Genomic DNA, 17937 nt, shown 5'->3' with positions numbered 1-17937 from the left:
AGCACTGTAAAATTTTTAAATTATTTTAAAATTTATTTAATGATTGGTATGTAAATTGCTCAATACATAAATGTATTATTTAATACATTATGGAATATAAAAAATCTAATGATTTGAGGTAAGTATTATGGGAAAAAAGATGTTTGAAATTGATGTTTTTTTAAAGGAAGGTATGGAAAATTTAAAGGGTGTAGATTTTATTGAGGTAGATGATGTAGTATTTGATATTTTAAATTTTTATAAAAAAGTTATAGCCAATCAAAATAATGAATTAGAGCAACTTGGTAAATACAAAGAAAGGGAGTTAAGTGCTTTTGCAATTGGTGATGCTGTTTCTGATGGAATATGTTTGGTTGATAAAGATGGAATGGTAATAGCGATAAATAAAGGATATACTGAAATAACTGAGATTAAAGAGCAGGATATAGTGGGGAAATATATAGAAGAAGCTGTTGAAGACATTCTGCCAAATTGTGATGTATCTATGCGTGTAATTAGGGAAAAGAAAAAGATAATATCTCTTTTTACTATACCAAGTAATAACAAAACAGTCCTAATAACTGGTAATCCTATCTTTAATAAAAAAGGAGAGGTTGAACAGGTTTTAACCGTTATAAGGGATTTAACAGAGCTTATAAAGCTAAAAGAAAAACTTGAAAAGACACAAAAAAAGAATGAAAAGTATTTAAATGAATTAAATTATTATAGAAGCAAGGATGAAAAGGTTGGGAATTTTGTATGTGAAAGCCCGAATATGAAAGAGATAAGAGAGCTTATAAATTATGTTGCAAAGACAGAGGCTACAATTTTAATAACCGGTGAGACGGGAAGCGGTAAAGAGGTTATTGCTAAGGAGATACATGATAAGAGTGAAAGGAAAGAAGGCCCATATATAAAAGTAAATTGTGCTGCTATACCAGAAAACCTTATTGAGTCAGAACTGTTTGGGTATGAAAAAGGTGCTTTTACAGGAGCTTTAAATAAAGAAAAATTAGGAATGTTTGAGCTGGCTAATGGAGGGACAATCCTTCTTGATGAAATAGGAGAAATGCCATTGAACCTGCAGACAAAACTGCTAAGAGTTCTTCAGGAAAAGGAACTTATGAGGCTTGGTGGTACTAAAAGTATTAAGCTGGACGTTAGGGTAATAGCTTCAACAAACCGAGATCTTAAAGAATTAATAAAACAAGGTAAGTTTAGGGAAGATTTATATTACAGGTTAAATGTTGTCCCAATTAGAGTCCCATCACTACGAGAGAGAAAAGAGGATATACCCGTTTTAGCACAAACTTTCTTAGATAAATTCAATGGAAAGTATGGAAAAGAAAAGTACTTTGATGATATGGCTATAAAGGCTTTGCAGTATTATGACTGGCCAGGAAATGTAAGAGAACTTCAGAATATAATAGAAAGGCTTACTATTATTGATGATGAAAAGTGTATTTCCTATAGTCATATATCTAATATAATAGGAAGCGATAAAATATCTTTAAATAGTGGAAGTGATAATTTATCATTAAAGGAATCCTTAGCTAAAGTTGAAAGGGAAATAATAGAGCGTGCTTTAAGAAAGTACGGCAGTACTTATAAGGCAGCAAAAGTGCTTGGTGTTACTCAGCCGACAGTTTTCAGGAAAGCGAAGTATTTCGGTATAAAGTTAAATAATGAAATGGAAAACGTTGGCACGTAATTTGCATTATATAAGGTGGGGTTAAAGATAATTTTATAAAGAGGAGGGCTTTTATGGATATTAAAAATATTACTATATTTGGACCGGGGCTTATGGGAAGTGGAATTGCCCAGGTATTTGCAGGATGTGAAGATTTAAAGGTAACGATTTTTATAAGAGAAAACTTTGAATATGAATGTGTTGAAAAAATTAAATCCAATCTTAATCAGCTCAAAGAAAAAGGAGTAATAGATGAAGATACAATTAAAGACATTTTTAGCAGGATAAAGTTAACGGAAAGCATGGAAGAAGCAACAAAAGATGCGGATTTTGTAATTGAATGTATCCCTGAAAATATGGAGCTTAAACAGAATTTGTTTATGAACCTTGAAAATTATTGTAGGCCTGATACAATATTTGCTACAAACACTTCTGTAATGAGTATTACGGAAATTGCATCTAAATGCAAAAATAAATGGAGGGTAGTTGGAACTCATTTTTGGAATCCAGCATATTTAATCCCACTTGTTGAAGTTGTAAAAGGAAATGATACTTCTGAAGAAGTCATGGACAAGGCTATTGAATTATTAAAGCATGCAAGAAAGCACCCTATAAGGGTTAATAAAGACGTTCCAGGGTTTGTTGCAAACAGATTACAGCATGCGTTGTGGAGGGAAGCAATATCTATTGTTGAAAAAGGTATTGCAGATGCAGCAACAGTAGATGAAGCGGTAAAATACAGTTTTGGACTAAGATTGCCAAAACTTGCACCAATGGAAAATGCTGATATGGTGGGTACAGATTTAACACTTTCTATTCACAGCTATATTTTAAAGCATCTTGAAAACTCTACTGAGCCATCGCCACTTTTAAAGGAAAAAGTTGAAAAAGGGGAGCTTGGGTTTAAGACAGGAAAGGGATTTCAGGAGTGGACTCCTGAACAAATTGAAAAATCAAACAGGGAGCTAAGGGAATATTTAATTAAAGTAATATATAATAAATAGAAGTTTAGACTGTGAAAAACTAATTTTCCGGATATTAGACTATTGACTAATATCCGGAAATTTTTTGTTGTATTTATAGGAATACAAGAATGTATTACAGTATATTCAAAACTGTATTGCATTTCTAATGGAAATATCTATATATTTAGGAAATTTAATAACATTGTGAATTATATAGATTTTATTTTGAAAAAACAAAAAATTATTAAAATTAATATATTTCAATATTTTTTAAGAAATAAATAAGATTGTTAAAATATTGGCATAAATATTGCTAAATTTACTTAATGAGAATAAAATGCGGTTTCAAGAGGAGGTGTCTAATATTTAAAAATTATAAATTGGCAAATAAAAGACTTAACTAATTAGAAATTTAAAAGTAATTATTAAATTATATATGGTGGGGGGATTTTTATGGGAAAAACAAAAACAGGTAAAAATTTAATTGGTGGTTTTGGCCGTGCTGGCTGGGGAACAATAATCTATTGTGCTGCAATGTTCTGGTTGTATGTAGGAATGGTTAACGACGGATCTAATATTACTGCTCCAGCATTTGCTGCAAAGAACGGAATAGAGTATTCTCTTGTACTTAGTATGGGTACAATAGCTGGAATTGTAGGATTTTTATTTTTTATATTATTTGGCCAAATTAATATTAAATTAGGTGCTAAGAAAACCTCTGCTATTTGTTTGTTTTTATCAGGTATTTTCTATATTGGTTTAGGATTGTCAAAAACAATTACAATGTATGCAATATGTTTATGTATAATAACTGGAGCGATAATGTCTGCTGGATACATTTCTGGAGGAGTTCTTGTAGCAAAATGGTTTCCTAAGAGAAAAGGTGTTGTTATGGGATATACTACCATGGGACATAATTTGGCATCAGCATTTTATGTTCCGATGATAGCATTTTTTGTAAATAACCTTGGACTTCAAAAGGGTGTTATAATACCCGGTATTTTAGCTATTATTTTAGGCATTATAGGTTTATTGTTCATAAAGGATACTCCTCAGGAAAGAAATATGTATCCAGATAACGTTACTAAAGAAGTATATGAAGCAGAATACTTTGTTGAGCAAGATGAGGATCCAAATGGAGGGTGGACTACTAAAAAGCTTCTTTCAGAAAGAGAGACATGGCTGGCAGCAATTACAACAGGAATATATCAGCTGGTTACTGTTGGTGTTATGACACAGCTTGTTGTAAGGAACATGCAGCTTGGATTTACGCAAACTCAAGCAATTGGAATGATGACATTCCTGGCATTGATAGGCGTAGTTGGATCATGGATTTTTGGGATACTTGATGATAAATTTGGTACAAAGAAGACCATGGTGATGTTTGGAATATGGTATATGATCGCATTATTCCTTAACGTTCTTGAATATAGATTAACCATATATATTTCAATATTCATGATAGGAATGGCTATTGGAGGATCTGCAAACTTTACAACTTCATTGCCAACAGCAGTGTTTGGAAGACATGGGTTTGAAAAAGTAAACAGTGTTATATTCCCTATTCAAGGAATAGTAACCTCAATAAATTTCCTGTTAAGTGGAATATCTATTGCACTGACAGGAAGCCTTAGAGGGGCATACATTGTTTTCATTGGTATATTGGCTTTAAATATTTTAATAATTTCCTTTGTTAATGAACATAAATTTAATAAAGATTTTATAAAAGAAGCTAATAATGGAAATGTAGTGTATAAGACATTATCTACTGAAGCAGAGATGTAGCAGTATGAATATAAAATAAAATATTAAAACACCTTGGGCTTTAAGCTTGAGGTGTTTTAATATTCTAATTATTTTGTTTTACAAAAAAACAATTGATTTTTAATATTTTATAGTGTATTATGTTTATTATAAAATTAAACTATCGAAATAATACGAATATTTACTGCTCGTATATGCCCGATAATACGGTTCGGGTGTCTCTACCAGGATGCCGTAAACAACCTGACTACGAGTATGTAGTTCGATATTTTTTGCTATCGGATTATATACTCTCGGCATCGCCGGGAGTTTTTCTTTTGGAGGTGCATCATGGAGCTTTTAAAAGAAAGAATAATAAAGGACGGAATAGTTATAAATAATTCCATATTAAAGGTTGATAATTTTTTAAACCACCAAATAGATACAAGCCTTTTTAATGAAATAGGGAAGGAATTTAAAAGAATATTTAGTGATGTAAAGGTAGATAAAATACTTACGATTGAATCCTCTGGTATTGCAGTTGCATCTTTTGCAGCAATTCATTTTGGGTTTATTCCTGTGGTATTTGCAAAAAAGACAAGCTCCTCAATAATTGATGAAAATGTATACACATCAACAGTTCATTCTTTCACAAAGAATACAGATTATATAATAAGGGTTAGTAAAAAATACTTAAATAATGGTGAAAGAGTTCTTATAATAGATGACTTTCTTGCAAAGGGTTGTGCGGCATTAGGTCTTATTGACATAATAGAGCAGTCAGGTGCAATAACCGTAGGTGTTGCAACTGTTATTGAAAAGGCATTTCAAAAGGGAAGAGAAAAAATAGAAAAAAGAGGCTTAAGGGTTGAGTCCCTTGCTTCAATTGAAGCCTTTGAAGGAAATAGAATAATTTTTAAATAAAAGGAGGAGCAAATTATGAAAAAAATATTATCTATTCTGATTATTGCAGTGCTTTTATTATCTATTACAGGGTGTTCAACTTCATCAAAGAACACAGAGAGCAAGGACAAAAAGGTAAAGGTAGGATTTATATATGTAGGTCCTATAGGGGATGGAGGATATACTTATGCTCACGATCAGGGAAGATTATATCTTGAAAAAGAACTTGGAGTTCAAACTATTTATAAAGAATCTGTAAAGGAAGATAAGGCAGAAGTTGAAAAAGTTGTTGAAGATATGATTGACCAGGGTGCAACAATAATTTTTGGTACAAGTTTTGGATTTCAGGAAGGGCTTTTAGCATCAGCAAAGAAACATCCAGAAATAAAATTCCTTCACTGCTCAGGCTATGAAACAGCAGAGAATATGGGGCAGTACTTTGGAAAGATAGAGCAGATAAGATATCTAACTGGTATTGTTGCAGGATTAAAAACAAAAACAAATAAGATAGGCTATGTTGCAGCTTTCCCAATACCAGAGGTTATAAGAGGAATAAATGCATTTACCCTTGGGGTAAAGTCAGTAAATAAAAATGCAACTGTAAAGGTTGTTTGGACAAATACCTGGTACGATCCTGCAAAAGAAAAGGATGCAGCAATTGCCCTTATTGATGATAAGTGTGATGTTATAACTCAGCATCAGGATACAGCAGGCCCACAGCAGGCAGCAGAATCAAGAGGGGTTTATTCAATAGGATACAACTCTGATATGAGCAAAACTGCACCTAAGGCTAACATGACATCAGCCGTTTGGAACTGGGGACCATACTATGTTAAGACAGTTAAGGCGATAATGGACGGAACTTGGAAGTCAGGAAAATACTGGGGTGGAATAGAAGACGGAGTAGTTGATATTGCACCACTAACAGATGTAGCTCCAGAGAATGCAAAGGAGCTTGTTGAAAAGGCAAAAGAAGAAATAAAATCAGGTAAATTAAATATATTTACAGGACCTATAAAGGATCAGAGCGGAAAGGTAAGGGTTGAGGCAGGAAAAGTAATGAGTGATGATGAAGTTTGGAACATGGATTACTTTATAGAAGGCGTTGAAGGAACAATACCACAAAAATAATTTAAAGGGCTTTTTGGCCCTTTAAATTTTAAGGAGGATTAAAATGAAGCCAATAATTGCTTTAAGAAATATAGATAAAAGCTTTGGAAGTGTTAAGGCTCTTTGTGGTGTAAGCCTTGATATATATGAAGGAGAAGTTCATACAATTCTTGGGGAAAACGGAGCAGGGAAAAGTACTTTAATTAACGTTTTATCAGGAATATATGCTCCTGATAATGGAGAGATACTGATAAATGATAAAAAGGTAAGCCTCTCTTCACCAAAGGATGCAATAAATTATGGAATAGGTACAGTTTATCAGCATTTTAAACTTGTTGAATCCATGACTGTAAAAGAAAACATACTTATAGGCCAAAGGGATAATAATGTTGATTTTAATAAAAAGATTGAAGATATATTTAGTAAGTATGATATAAAGGTAAAACTTGATAAATATATTGAGGATATGTCAGTTGGGGAAAGACAGCTTGTTGAAATATTAAAGGTTTTATACAGAGGGTCAAGGGTTTTAATACTTGATGAGCCTACTACAGTATTTACCCCTCAGGAGGCTGAAAAGCTGTTTCGAATAATGAAAAAAATGAAGGATGAAGGATGTGCTGTTATTTTTATATCCCATAAGATGGATGAAGTTATTAACATTAGCGATAAAATTTCTATACTTAGAAAGGGAAAACATATTGCAACTTTAGATAAAATAAGTACAAACATTGGGGAGCTTACAAGGCTTATGGTAGGGGAAGATGTTGAACTTAATATACGAAAAAAAGAAACTGAAAGTGAAAAAAATAATGAACTGTCCCCAAAAGATGTACTTGTTAAAATAGACGGGATATCCTTAAGCGAAGATGGGAAAGTACTATTTAAAAACATATCCTTTGATGTTAAAAAAGGAGAGATACTTGGGATTGCAGGAATTGCAGGTTCAGGACAGAGAGAACTTTGTGAGGCCTTGGCTGGAGTTAGAAAAGTTAAAAAGGGACATATAATATTTGAAGGGGAAAATATTGAGGGTAAAAACGTAAGGGAGTTTATGAAAAAAGGAATAAACCTTGGATTTGTACCTGAAGATAGGCTTGGAATGGGCCTTGTTGCCTCTATGGATATGGTTGATAATTTGATGCTAAAATCCTATCAGCTGCAAAAATCACCTTTCTTAAATAGAAAACCATTTAAAGAAAAGGCTTTAGATCTTGTTAAGAAATTAAATATAAAAACTCCTAATGTAAACTATCCGATTAAATATCTTTCAGGAGGTAATATTCAAAAGATACTTTTAGGGCGTGAGATATATATAAAACCCAAACTTTTGATTCTTGTTTATCCTGTAAGAGGTCTTGATATAAACACATGCTATACTGTGTATAACATAATGTGTGAGGAAAGATTAAAGGGAAATTCTGTAATATTTGTAGGTGAGGATCTTGATATTTTAATTGAGCTTTGCGATAGGATAATGGTAATAAACCGCGGGGAGATTGTTGGAATTATAAATTCAAAGGATGCAACTAAAGAAAAGCTTGGGCTTATGATGCTTGGCATAAAGGAAGGTGAAGATAGTGAGATTTGTTAAAAGGGATAATGTAGATAATTTTTTTAGAATTAAAGTAAAAATAATATCTATAGTTTTAGCATTTTTAATTATGAGTATTTTCCTTTTTGCTCTTAATATAAATCCTTTAGATGCATTCTTTGGGATGGTAAAGGGGGCTTTTGGATCTCCCCTTAGGATAAGGCAGACTACAATAAAAACAGTGCCTCTTATAATAACATCCCTTGGGATTCTTATTGCCTTTAAAATGAAGTTTTGGAATATTGGTGGAGAAGGACAGATACTTATAGGTGCCTTTGGAGCTTCTATATTTGCACTTTTTTATAATAATTTTAATAGACCTGTTCTTCTAGCTTTAATGGCATTATCCTCCCTTGTATTTGGAGGGCTTTATGCACTTATTGCTGCATTTTTAAAACTGTATTTTAGAACTAATGAGACTATAGTAACCCTTATGCTCAATTATATTGCACTAAAATTTATAACATATCTTCAGTATGGCCCCTGGAAGGATAAAAAAGCTCTTGGCTTTCCTAAAATAGCAAACTTTCCAGATAATGCACTGCTTCCAAGTTTCTTTGGTGTAAACATTGGCTGGGTTATAGCAGTTATATGTTTAATTTTAGTTTATATATTTATGAACCATACAAAAAAGGGATATGAAATTTCAATAATAGGAGAAAGTATAAATACAGCAAGGTATGCAGGGATAAATATAAAAGCAGTAACACTCCTTTGTGTTTTTTTAAGCGGGGCACTTTGTGGCCTTACGGGGTTTATTCAGTCAAGTGGTGTAAACGGAACATTATCAGTTGAAATATCAGGAGGAGTTGGATTTACATCAATAATAATCGCGTATCTTTCTAGTTTAAAGGAGCCATTTATACTTATAGTTTCGATACTATTTGCAGCACTTTTACAGGGAAGTTCATATATTGAAACATCCCTTAAAATACCAAATTCTGCAGCTCTTATCCTTCAATCACTTATATTGTTTTGTATTCTTGCATCGGAAATATTTACAAGCTACAGGTTGAAGATTAAAAGATGATAGTAATTTAGGCTTATTTAATATTATTTGTTCTGTTTTTTATGATGTGAAATGGAGGTTATAATATGACAAGTTTTTTACATGCTACAGTTATAGCAGGTACTCCACTTCTTTTATCAACTCTTGGGGAGATATTAAATGAAAAGGCGGGGAACTTAAACCTTGGAGTTGAGGGAATGATGTTAATGGGGGCTGTTGCAGGATTTTTAGCAGCAAAAGGTACAAATAATGCATTTTTAGCTGTGCTTTGTGGATTGCTCTTTGGGTGTATTGGTGCATTTATATATGCTTTTTTAACTGTAACTTTGAGAACAAACCAAACGGTAACAGGACTGACATTAACTATATTTGGAAGCGGAGTATCAAGCTTTGTAGGGCAAAACCTGTCAGGGCAAGTTGTACCAGATAGGGTTAAATATTTTTTAACCCCTATAAGACTTCCTCTATTAGGCAAAATCCCATTTTTAGGCAATATATTTTTTAACCAGGATATTCTAGTGTATATTTCTTATATTTTGGTTTTTGTAATAGCAGTGTATTTTTATAAAACAAGGGCAGGATTAAACCTTAAGGCGGTTGGGGATAACCCTTATGCTGCAGACGCTGCTAGTATAAACGTTGCTTTATATAAATATATAAATATTATTGCAGGAGGAGCTCTTTGTGGCCTTTCTGGAGGGTATTTGTCCCTTGTATATGTTCCTGCATGGCAAAACAATATAACAGCAGGAAGGGGATGGATAGCAGTTGCCCTTGTAATATTTGCAGCCTGGAATCCATACAAGGCCCTTCTTGGAGCATACCTTTTCGGCGGATTAGATATAATTGGCTTTAGAATACAGGATGGATTTGTATCAAAATACTTTTTAGATATGCTTCCTTATATAGTTACAATAATTGTACTGACATTTTTCTCATTCAAAAGGTCAAAAAAGAACTCTCCACCAAAATCTTTAGGAGTTTCCTATTTCAGAGAAGAAAGGTAATTACTATTTACTCAGATTTAGGAAAGCACTTTTTGCGAGGAACTTAGCAATAGCCCTTAAATGGATTTAAAAAAGAAATTTCTAATGAGCCTTAGCAGCTATTGCTTTTTGAATTTTCAAAAGTTCGTAATTCTGCGTAGGACGTGCAGAGCTCAGTGGCCGATATAGATGTAGGCTCATGAGGGTAGGATTTTTGAAAATAAAGAAAAGCTTAGAATTGCTAGAGCTTATGAGCATTTCCAGGGAAATGCTTCTTGGGGCTTAACAAAAAACTTTTTCAACAGCATGATAAAGTTTATTTTGAGATAAATTTTAAAAATAAGTAACAATTTATAATAAATATATGCTATACTATTTATAGCAAATAATTGAAAAGGGTGGGTTGGTTTGTTGTATACGGCATTAGAAAGTATATTAAGCATTGCATCATTAATAACAATAGGGTTTATATTGGCACAAAGAAGATGGTTTGATGAGAAATCTTTAAATTTAATTGTAAAACTTATAATGCAAGTTTCGCTTCCTGCTTTGATGATAAATACTATACTGACAAACTTTACAAACAAGCAGTTTTTGGCTTCAATTAATGGCCTTATAATACCAATCTTGTCAATATTGCTTTGCTATTTAGTGGCTATATTAATTTCAAAGTTTTTGAATATAGATATAAAAAAACGAGGGCTTTTTGTTTCCTTGTTTTTTAATTCTAATACCATATTCATGGGAATGCCGATAAATGAAGCTATATTTGGTGATAAAAGTATTCCTTATGTATTGCTTTATTATATTGCAAATACAATTTTTTTCTGGACCTTTGGGGTATATGAGATAAGCAAAGATGGGACAAGCAACCATGAAAATATATTATCCTTAAAGCCCTTAAAAAACGTAATTTCTCCTCCCTTTATGGGATTTGTAACTGCTATAATTATTTTAATACTAAATATAAGCCTTCCTAAATGGATAATGGATACATGCAAATATTTAGGCAGTTTAACAACCCCATTATCTATGATTTTTGTAGGAGCAACAATATATTCAACAGAAATCAAAGATTTTTATATAAATAAAGAAATAATAGGCGTTCTAATTGGAAGATTTTTCATATCACCAATTATTTTAATATTGCTTACATTAGGGCGTGATATAAATGAGCTTATGAGAAACGTATTTGTAATACAAGCAGCTATGCCTGTTATGACTAACTCTGCTATCATTTCCAAAAAATATAATTCAGATTATAAATTTGCTTCTGTCATGATAGCAATATCTACAATTGCATCCCTTTTTATAGTACCATTATACTCATCGATTCTTACGATGAAATGAGACACCACAGACACCGTCCATTGGTTCAGCCACCAGGGCATTGTGTATCAGGACGGTTGTGTACCGGTGTATCGGGACGGTTAGTGTGAAAATGTCCATTTACAATAAAGGAAAAAAGTACAAGCCAAGGGACGGTTACTTATTTCATACACAATATCTGCAAAATCAGGGGGACATGTATAAAATATTATGTCTATTATTTAATATAATAAGTAACCGTCCCTTCTGTTACCTTTGAAAAACCACAAACTTTTTCATGCCGTCATTGGGGCTACTTTTAGTCATGACCTGTTACTTATTTATCTTCACAACCAAGCAATTGTGGGTATTGGGACATTAGGGCGTCGAAAACACTGGAACGGTTACTTATTTATTTTTAACTCATAACAATTACATGTAACACGGGTATTGGCAAAACTATAAACTAGGACGGTTACTTATTTATCTTAAGAACATAATAATTTGATGAATAAAACCACCTCTAACATGGAAAACTAAAGAAAAAATACAATATATGTTGGAGGTGTATTTTTATGCCACGTACTGCACGCCAAAAAAGTTATGATTCAATTTATCATGTTATGGTAAAAAGCATATCAGAGGTTTTGCTATTTAAAGACGATGAGGATAAAATAAAATTTTTAAAGATAGTAAAGGATGCACAGGACCAGTTTGAGTTTAGAACATATTCTTATTGCCTTATGGATAATCATGCTCATTTTATAATCGATGCAAATGGCTCTGACATATCAAAAGTTATGCACTTTATCAATTATAAGTATGCTATGTATTATAATAAGTTGTACGGCAGATGTGGCCATCTCTTTCAAGACAGGTTCAAAAGCTTAATCGTAAAAGATGATAGATATCTCTTTGCACTAACAGCTTATGTTCACTTTAATGCGACAGATTTAAAGGGTTATGACAAAAATCCAGAGGATTATCGTTTTTCATCTTTAGGTATATTCTTAGGAAAAAAGGCAGATGAGTTTGAGCTTATAGATGATAAATTTATATTATCAATGTTTAGCTTAAAGGAAGCTCATGCAAGGGCTATGTATAAAGACTTTATATTTAAAGTAAAAAGTATAGTTGATGTTCAAAGGGAAGAGTTTAAAAAAGAGGGAACAGAGTACAGAAGTATGAGAACTATTCTTGTGAGGGATCTTTCTCCTGAAAAGATAATAGATATAATATCAAAAAAGTTTAGCATAGATAAGCTAATGTTAAAGATAAAAAGGGCAAATGAAGCTAAAGAGGCAAAGGCAGTGCTTTGCTTTGTTTTAAGGAAGTTTTGTGATTTAAGGTGTAGTGATATATGTAAGATACTTGGGGGGATGGGGCAATCCAACATTTCAAGATTGTGTAGTTATGGGAGAGAGCTTATAAAACATGAGAAATATAAGAAAATAGTAGAGGATATATTAGAACAAAGAGCAATTGCTATTTAAAAGTTAATTTTTATTTATTAGAATTTCTTCAGTGCTTGTATAATCTATATTACTTGTAAATTAATAATTAGTATAATATATAGAAGTATTGGTAATAAATAAAAATATAATCTTTTATAATAGGACAAGCTTTTAAAATAAATCGTATAAAAAATACTATAAAGATTTGATGAAAAAATTATATATGGAATTCATAGCTTTACTTATCTATTTTTATATATAAGCATATCAGATTTTAAAAATTTAAAGGGTAAGGTATTTTCAGGCTCTTGTTCATTTTATTCTATGTAAGAAATTTTACTTTGGTTAATAGTTTGAAGTTTAAAATAATAAGTAACCGTCCCACCGTATCATTAAAAACACTTAACTTGTGTTAGCTTGTTTAAATTTGAATTAAACAAATATAAAAAGCTAAAAATAGGTGCAATAAAATATATTTACAAGGAGGCATCATATTATATTTAGAAAAAATAAAAAGGTTAATAGTAAAGTCACAAGAAAAATAGTAAAGGAGATACTTTGTCCTAATAAAGCATATAAAGCTGAAGTTATTAAGCGTGAAAATGGTTTGTTTTACATAGAAGTATATAAGTGGGATGAAGAGTGGAAAACATGGTTACAGGTATCAAGAGAAGCTTCTATAACAGATACAGAAGAAAATGCTATAAAAATTTCTACAGAAAAACTCCACAGTTTTTCTGTAGATGATACTGATTTTGAATAAATATAAGTTTTAATTATTTTTCGTTATTAAATTAAGGATTAAAATAGGAGGAACTAATATTGGGATGTACTCTGTTTTATTATATAAAATTAAAAAGTAAATGTACTTTTGAAGATATAGTTTCAATTGTTAAAAATCATGCTAAATCTTTTAAGTGCATAGTAAATATTAAGGATAATAAGATAGAAATTAATTTTTTAAATGGAAAGAGTGAGCCTCTTATTCTATCTCTTGAAAATGACAAAATAGAAGACTTTTTTAAATGGAATGGAGATGATGAAGAATACTATAGAATACTTGATATGTTTATTGGTTTAAAACCGTTATTTAAATCATATAAGATATGGGATGATTTTGGAATATGGGATAATTATATTATTCAAAACAAACCATGTAAAATAATAAAACGTTATAGTTTAACAGATAAGGAACAAAAACTTCTACAACGTATTATTGATAATACAAAAAAGGAATATTCCCAAACAGAAATAGAAATATTACATATTATGTATCATTATAAAGAGATAGCTCCCTTTAGCAAGAATATTTGCCGTATAATAGTACAAGATTTTATTAAAATATTTGATATAAAAACAATGACATCTAAAAAGCTTGAGCAAATAATTAATGCTGCAAATGAAGTTAACTGGTTTGATGGGTATTTAGATTTTACAAAGGAAAACTATATGTTTGAGTTTATATATATTGTTGTAGCTATTTGGATTAATTTTTGCTTTTCATACAAAAACAAAGGATTAGTAAAGGAGTTGCCTTTTAATATCAGAGGGCTTGAAAGCAGTAAATTAGCTGCAATATATGGAATTACGTCTAATTTTTTAAACTGCCATAGTGGGACTATAAATTCAAAACATGCAGAAATGAATAAATTTGTTGCAAAGTCTTTAAGTTGCAGTAATCCATTTTTTCTATCTCAATTAGGAGCTGAAACTGAATTGATACTTTTATTTTCAATACTGGATTACTTGGGTTTTAGATATGATGTAGAAATGTAAATTGAAATATATTAATGAATTAATATATTTTAAAAAGGAAGTTTTTATAAATAAGGTGCCAGGCACCGGAGAATGGAAAAGTGTTTATGATAGTAAAGCAATAAGAAAAATATTAACCTTGGGGATTATCCTGAGGTTTTATAATGCGTTATTTGTTCATTTCTCAACTATAAAAAATAAGTAATCGTTCTTACTTTTAGTAACCACCATTCTCCGTATTGAAATTAATATTAAACTATATATAATAAGTAACAGGTCATGACTAATCAATAGCCACAACGACGGCATGAAAAAGTTTGTGGTTTGTCAAAGATGACAGTAACAGGATGGACGGTTACTTATTATATTAAATAAACATAATATTTTATGGATGTCCCTTAATTTTGCAGATATTGTGTATGAAATAAGTAACCGTCCCCTGGCTTGAAAATATCAATGTTAAATTTTTACGGATATTTGTTTCACACTAACCGTCACTCTATTCCATGCCTAAATACTTTTACCTATTGTATCCTCTTCCTAATCCATTACAAGTCCCTCTGCCAAGCCCTTTACCTTGTCCACCTCCGAATCCAACACCGTATTTTTGTCCTATTCTTTGTGAACCTGTTCCATCACAATTTGCCATATTATTTTTTATTGCGTTTAATATTTCATCGGCCTTCTCTTGAGTTAAGCTACCTTCTTTTACCCTTTCATCTAATATTTCTTTTTTGCTTTTGAGCATTTCTGCTTTAAACTCCTCAAGCTTTCCTGATTCCTTTGCAATGGTTCCATAAGTTTTGCCCTGTGATCTTTCTTCATATAACTCTTGTGTTGTCTTTCCAGTAAGTTTTGATACAATATCAGCTGGGCTTGTTGCAGCATAAGCAAAAGCAGTTGTAGTAGAAATTATACCTACCACCAAAAGACCTAATGCAATTTTTTTCATATTCATAAAATCAACCTCCTGAATATTTTTATTTTATATTTTGATTATAATTTCATTATGTGATTATTTTATGGGATTTTTGTGTAGATTTCGTGAAGCTCATTTATTTTTTAAAAATTTTATTTTAATATATAGATAAAAATACAAGGCGGTGGTTTTATGAGCAAAATTCTTATTGTTGAAGATGAAGATAAATTAAGACGTGTTTTAAAATTATACCTTGAAAATGAGGGATATATTGTTGATGAAGCAAGGGATGGTGAAGAAGCTTTAAATGTGTTTTCATCCCTAATACATTCACTAATAATACTTGATGTTATGCTTCCCAAATATGATGGATGGAGCGTTTTAAGGAATATAAGAAAAAAAAGCGATGTTCCTGTTATAATGCTTACCGCAAGGGGAGAAGAGGAAGATAAAATATTTGGATTTGAACTTGGAGTTGATGACTATGTTGTAAAGCCTGCAAGTCCGAGGGAAATAGTTGCAAGAACCCGTGCTATTTTAAAAAGGGTTAAAAAAAGCAATGAGGAGGATGGATTTTTTATAGATAAAGCAGCAAGGGAAATTAAGATTAATGGGAAGGCTATTGATTTAACTTTAAAAGAGTATGATCTTCTTTTATATCTTTATGAGCATAAAAATGCGGCTATTTCAAGGGAACAGATACTTGATGCTGTTTGGGGATATGAATATTTTGGAGATCTTAGAACGGTTGATACCCATATAAAAAATATAAGGGAAAAACTTGGGGTTTATAGAGATTATATTCAAACTGTAAGAGGTTTTGGATACAAATTTGAGGTGAAAAAATGAAGGGAATAAGACTTAAATTATTTATATATATTAGTCTTCTTATGATACTGCTTCTTCTATTTAATATTCTTCTTCAAAGCAGCATATTAAACAGATATTATTCTAATACAGAAAAGGATAAGCTTATTTCTTATGCACAAATAATTGAAAAAAACATTGTAAATCCTAATCAGCTTAGTATAGAACTAAATCGTATTTCAAACACATTAAACGCAAGAATATCTATTTATGACGATAGAGGAAATATAATTTATAAGGATTATTCTCATATAATGGGCATGACCGGGAAGATAATGAATATAGAGAAAAGCAATTTGCATTTAGTATTAAAAGGACAGATAATTTATAGAACCGATGAGGCAATGCTAAAGCAAAGCAAAATAATATCTCTTGGCTATCCTGCTAAGGTAAATAGCACTGTAGCAGCTATATTTATTCATATTCCAACGGTTGAAATAAAAAGTACCGTTGAAAATATATCTAGACAATTTACTTATCTTTTATTTATTGCAATACTTATCTCTTTTTTAGGGGCTTATATTTTAAGCAATAAATTTTCTAAACCTATTTTAGATATAAAAAACGCAGCTAAAAAAATATCAGAGGGGGAATATGATATAAGGTTAAATATAGATACTGACGATGAGATAGAGGAACTTTCAAATACAATAAATGTTATGGCAGAGAATTTATCAAAAACAGAAAAATTAAGGCGGGATTTTATTGCAAATGTAACCCATGAATTTAGAACCCCTCTTGGAATTATAAAGGGGTATGCAGAGGCATTATATGATGATATTGTGCCTATAGATGAAAAAAGGCAGTATATAGAGGATATAATAGAAGAGGTTGAAAAACTAAACAGGCTCGTTAACGAAAATTTAGAGCTTTCTAAAATTGAATCTAAAAACATAAAATTAAACTTTAAAACTTTTAATCTTTATGATTTGTTAAAAGATATTGTTGATAAAGTTAAGATAATAAAGGGAAATAGGGTAATAAATCTATCAGGAGAAGATGTTTTTATAAAAGGGGATATGGAATACCTTGAAAGAGCTATATTAAACATCATATCAAACTCTATAAAGCATACAAAGGATGACGGCTTAATAGAGATAAGTTTAAAAAGCCAAAATGGAGCTTATATAACTATAAAAGATGATGGAGAAGGAATAGAAGAAAAACATCTACCTTATATATTTGAAAGATTTTACAGAGCAAAGGAAAAAGGGACAGGTGGGCTTGGGCTTTCTATTGCTAAAGAAATAATAAAACTCCATGGTGGAGAGATAAAAGTTATAAGCAAAGTAGGAGAAGGGAGTACTTTTGAGATAAAATTGCCACGCAGTTAACAGCAGTTTGGTGCCAGGCACCGGAGAATGGAGAAGTTTTTATAGTAGTAAAACATCAAATAAAGCCTCAGGGATTATCCTGAGGCTTTATAATGTCTTATTTAATATCTTAGCTATAAAAATGAAAAACCGGTTTTTGCATTAAGTAACCACATCACTCTATCTTGGATTTGATGTTAAACTATACATAATAAGTAACAGGTCATGACTAATGAATAGCCACAACGATGGCATTAAAAAGTTTGTGGTTTTCCAAAGGTAACAGAAGGTAACAGAAGGGACGGTTACTTATTATATTAAATAATAGACATAATATTTTAT

At 31.3% G+C, this 17937-nt stretch carries 15 protein-coding genes and 1 riboswitch; of the genes, 14 read left to right on the top strand and 1 reads right to left on the bottom strand.

Translation table 11 applies throughout. The features are described from left to right. Positions 1 to 127: 127 nt before the first annotated feature. The 12 genes from FDN13_RS06040 (at position 128) to FDN13_RS05990 (ending at position 14517) form a co-directional block, all read left to right on the top strand. A complete protein-coding gene (locus tag FDN13_RS06040) occupies positions 128 to 1690 on the top strand; it encodes a sigma-54 interaction domain-containing protein (RefSeq protein WP_138979376.1) in 1563 nt (520 codons plus the stop codon). 53 nt (positions 1691 to 1743) lie between these two features. Continuing rightward, complete coding sequence (locus tag FDN13_RS06035) at positions 1744 to 2673, top strand: 3-hydroxyacyl-CoA dehydrogenase family protein (RefSeq protein ID WP_138979375.1); 930 nt, start codon at positions 1744 to 1746, stop codon at positions 2671 to 2673. Between the two features lie 414 nt (positions 2674 to 3087). Next, complete coding sequence (locus FDN13_RS06030) at positions 3088 to 4419, top strand: MFS transporter (protein WP_138979374.1); 1332 nt, start codon at positions 3088 to 3090, stop codon at positions 4417 to 4419. Between the two features lie 147 nt (positions 4420 to 4566). Further along, positions 4567 to 4668, top strand: a riboswitch (purine riboswitch). Positions 4669 to 4728: 60 nt separating this feature from the next. Then, positions 4729 to 5301 carry a xanthine phosphoribosyltransferase gene (locus tag FDN13_RS06025; protein WP_138979373.1) on the top strand — a complete coding sequence of 191 codons (573 nt, stop codon included), beginning with the start codon at positions 4729 to 4731 and terminating at the stop codon, positions 5299 to 5301. Between the two features lie 15 nt (positions 5302 to 5316). Next, entirely contained in the window at positions 5317 to 6411 is a 1095-nt protein-coding gene (locus tag FDN13_RS06020) for a BMP family ABC transporter substrate-binding protein (protein WP_138979372.1), read from the top strand. 43 nt (positions 6412 to 6454) lie between these two features. After that, entirely contained in the window at positions 6455 to 7984 is a 1530-nt protein-coding gene (locus FDN13_RS06015; protein WP_138979371.1) for an ABC transporter ATP-binding protein, read from the top strand. Further along, positions 7971 to 9014 (top strand): ABC transporter permease, encoded by a 1044-nt coding sequence (locus FDN13_RS06010; protein ID WP_371414838.1) that lies wholly within the window; start codon positions 7971 to 7973, stop codon positions 9012 to 9014. Before FDN13_RS06015 ends, FDN13_RS06010 begins: the two co-directional genes overlap by 14 nt. A 65-nt stretch (positions 9015 to 9079) precedes the next feature. Next, on the top strand, positions 9080 to 10000 hold the full coding sequence (locus FDN13_RS06005; RefSeq protein WP_138979370.1) for an ABC transporter permease: 921 nt from the start codon (positions 9080 to 9082) through the stop codon (positions 9998 to 10000). A 387-nt stretch (positions 10001 to 10387) separates the two neighbouring features. Then, complete coding sequence (locus tag FDN13_RS06000; RefSeq protein ID WP_138979369.1) at positions 10388 to 11329, top strand: AEC family transporter; 942 nt, start codon at positions 10388 to 10390, stop codon at positions 11327 to 11329. Positions 11330 to 11862: 533 nt separating this feature from the next. Beyond that, a complete protein-coding gene (locus tag FDN13_RS05995; protein WP_138979368.1) occupies positions 11863 to 12780 on the top strand; it encodes a transposase in 918 nt (305 codons plus the stop codon). Positions 12781 to 13348: 568 nt separating this feature from the next. After that, positions 13349 to 13504, top strand: a complete 156-nt coding sequence (locus FDN13_RS14185) for a hypothetical protein (protein WP_168190093.1) — start codon at positions 13349 to 13351, stop codon at positions 13502 to 13504. A gap of 59 nt (positions 13505 to 13563) precedes the next feature. Next, a complete protein-coding gene (locus tag FDN13_RS05990; RefSeq protein ID WP_138979367.1) occupies positions 13564 to 14517 on the top strand; it encodes a hypothetical protein in 954 nt (317 codons plus the stop codon). A 499-nt stretch (positions 14518 to 15016) separates the two neighbouring features. Here FDN13_RS05990 and FDN13_RS05985 read toward each other — a convergent pair whose 3' ends face one another. Continuing rightward, entirely contained in the window at positions 15017 to 15454 is a 438-nt protein-coding gene (locus tag FDN13_RS05985; RefSeq protein ID WP_138979366.1) for a DUF2680 domain-containing protein, read from the bottom strand. A gap of 153 nt (positions 15455 to 15607) precedes the next feature. On the opposite strand from FDN13_RS05985, the gene FDN13_RS05980 reads away from it, so the two are divergent. Then, entirely contained in the window at positions 15608 to 16264 is a 657-nt protein-coding gene (locus tag FDN13_RS05980) for a response regulator transcription factor (RefSeq protein ID WP_138979365.1), read from the top strand. Further along, positions 16261 to 17616: a sensor histidine kinase gene (locus FDN13_RS05975; RefSeq protein WP_138979364.1), complete on the top strand. Its 1356-nt coding sequence runs from the start codon at positions 16261 to 16263 to the stop codon at positions 17614 to 17616. The genes FDN13_RS05980 and FDN13_RS05975 overlap by 4 nt, the downstream gene beginning before the upstream one ends. Positions 17617 to 17937 lie beyond the last annotated feature (321 nt).

The organism is Caloramator sp. E03, from assembly GCF_006016075.1.
Taxonomy (GTDB): Bacteria; Bacillota; Clostridia; order Clostridiales; family Caloramatoraceae; genus Caloramator_B.
This window is presented reverse-complemented; position numbering and strand designations above follow the sequence as displayed.

Bases quoted from the DNA above. Each gene is read 5' to 3' on its own strand.
- FDN13_RS06040 (WP_138979376.1), top strand. From the start codon at position 128: ATGGGAAAAAAGATGTTTGAAATTGATGTTTTTTTAAAGGAAGGTATG.
- FDN13_RS06035 (WP_138979375.1), top strand. From the start codon at position 1,744: ATGGATATTAAAAATATTACTATATTTGGACCGGGGCTTATGGGAAGT.
- FDN13_RS06030 (WP_138979374.1), top strand. From the start codon at position 3,088: ATGGGAAAAACAAAAACAGGTAAAAATTTAATTGGTGGTTTTGGCCGT.
- FDN13_RS06025 (WP_138979373.1), top strand. From the start codon at position 4,729: ATGGAGCTTTTAAAAGAAAGAATAATAAAGGACGGAATAGTTATAAAT.
- FDN13_RS06020 (WP_138979372.1), top strand. From the start codon at position 5,317: ATGAAAAAAATATTATCTATTCTGATTATTGCAGTGCTTTTATTATCT.
- FDN13_RS06015 (WP_138979371.1), top strand. From the start codon at position 6,455: ATGAAGCCAATAATTGCTTTAAGAAATATAGATAAAAGCTTTGGAAGT.
- FDN13_RS06005 (WP_138979370.1), top strand. From the start codon at position 9,080: ATGACAAGTTTTTTACATGCTACAGTTATAGCAGGTACTCCACTTCTT.
- FDN13_RS05995 (WP_138979368.1), top strand. From the start codon at position 11,863: ATGCCACGTACTGCACGCCAAAAAAGTTATGATTCAATTTATCATGTT.
- FDN13_RS05985 (WP_138979366.1), bottom strand. From the start codon at position 15,454: ATGAATATGAAAAAAATTGCATTAGGTCTTTTGGTGGTAGGTATAATT.
- FDN13_RS05980 (WP_138979365.1), top strand. From the start codon at position 15,608: ATGAGCAAAATTCTTATTGTTGAAGATGAAGATAAATTAAGACGTGTT.
- FDN13_RS05975 (WP_138979364.1), top strand. From the start codon at position 16,261: ATGAAGGGAATAAGACTTAAATTATTTATATATATTAGTCTTCTTATG.